The sequence below is a fragment of the Psychrobacter sp. DWR1-2-3 genome (assembly GCF_049896465.1).
Taxonomy (GTDB): Bacteria; Pseudomonadota; Gammaproteobacteria; order Pseudomonadales; family Moraxellaceae; genus Psychrobacter; species Psychrobacter maritimus.
This window is the reverse complement of the sequence record NZ_JAFCUJ010000018.1, coordinates 1-750: the sequence shown is the minus strand read 5'-3', so window position 1 is coordinate 750 and position 750 is coordinate 1. Positions and strand designations below refer to the sequence as shown.

The following is a 750-nucleotide window of genomic DNA, read 5'->3' as shown; positions in this document are numbered from 1 at the left end:
ACCCTTGGCAGAACATATCCATCGCGTCCGCCATCTCCAGCAGCCGCACGCGGCGCATCTCGGGCAGCGTTGGGTCCTGGCCACGGGTGCGCATGATCGTGCTCCTGTCGTTGAGGACCCGGCTAGGCTGGCGGGGTTGCCTTACTGGTTAGCAGAATGAATCACCGATACGCGAGCGAACGTGAAGCGACTGCTGCTGCAAAACGTCTGCGACCTGAGCAACAACATGAATGGTCTTCGGTTTCCGTGTTTCGTAAAGTCTGGAAACGCGGAAGTCAGCGCCCTGCACCATTATGTTCCGGATCTGCATCGCAGGATGCTGCTGGCTACCCTGTGGAACACCTACATCTGTATTAACGAAGCGCTGGCATTGACCCTGAGTGATTTTTCTCTGGTCCCGCCGCATCCATACCGCCAGTTGTTTACCCTCACAACGTTCCAGTAACCGGGCATGTTCATCATCAGTAACCCGTATCGTGAGCATCCTCTCTCGTTTCATCGGTATCATTACCCCCATGAACAGAAATCCCCCTTACACGGAGGCATCAGTGACCAAACAGGAAAAAACCGCCCTTAACATGGCCCGCTTTATCAGAAGCCAGACATTAACGCTTCTGGAGAAACTCAACGAGCTGGACGCGGATGAACAGGCAGACATCTGTGAATCGCTTCACGACCACGCTGATGAGCTTTACCGCAGCTGCCTCGCGCGTTTCGGTGATGACGGTGAAAACCTCTGACACATGCAGC

2 protein-coding genes are annotated in these 750 nt (G+C 54.8%); one reads left to right on the top strand and one right to left on the bottom strand.

The genetic code is table 11. The features are described from left to right. Positions 1–148 precede the first annotated feature (148 nt). A complete protein-coding gene (locus ACP7AA_RS13090) occupies positions 149–484 on the bottom strand; it encodes a hypothetical protein (RefSeq protein WP_081450183.1) in 336 nt (111 codons plus the stop codon). A 31-nt stretch (positions 485–515) separates the two neighbouring features. On the opposite strand from ACP7AA_RS13090, the gene ACP7AA_RS13085 reads away from it, so the two are divergent. Then, complete coding sequence (locus ACP7AA_RS13085) at positions 516–740, top strand: Rop family plasmid primer RNA-binding protein (protein ID WP_003660230.1); 225 nt, start codon at positions 516–518, stop codon at positions 738–740. Positions 741–750 lie beyond the last annotated feature (10 nt).

Bases quoted from the DNA above. Each gene is read 5' to 3' on its own strand.
- ACP7AA_RS13090 (WP_081450183.1), bottom strand. From the start codon at position 484: ATGCTCACGATACGGGTTACTGATGATGAACATGCCCGGTTACTGGAA.
- ACP7AA_RS13085 (WP_003660230.1), top strand. From the start codon at position 516: ATGAACAGAAATCCCCCTTACACGGAGGCATCAGTGACCAAACAGGAA.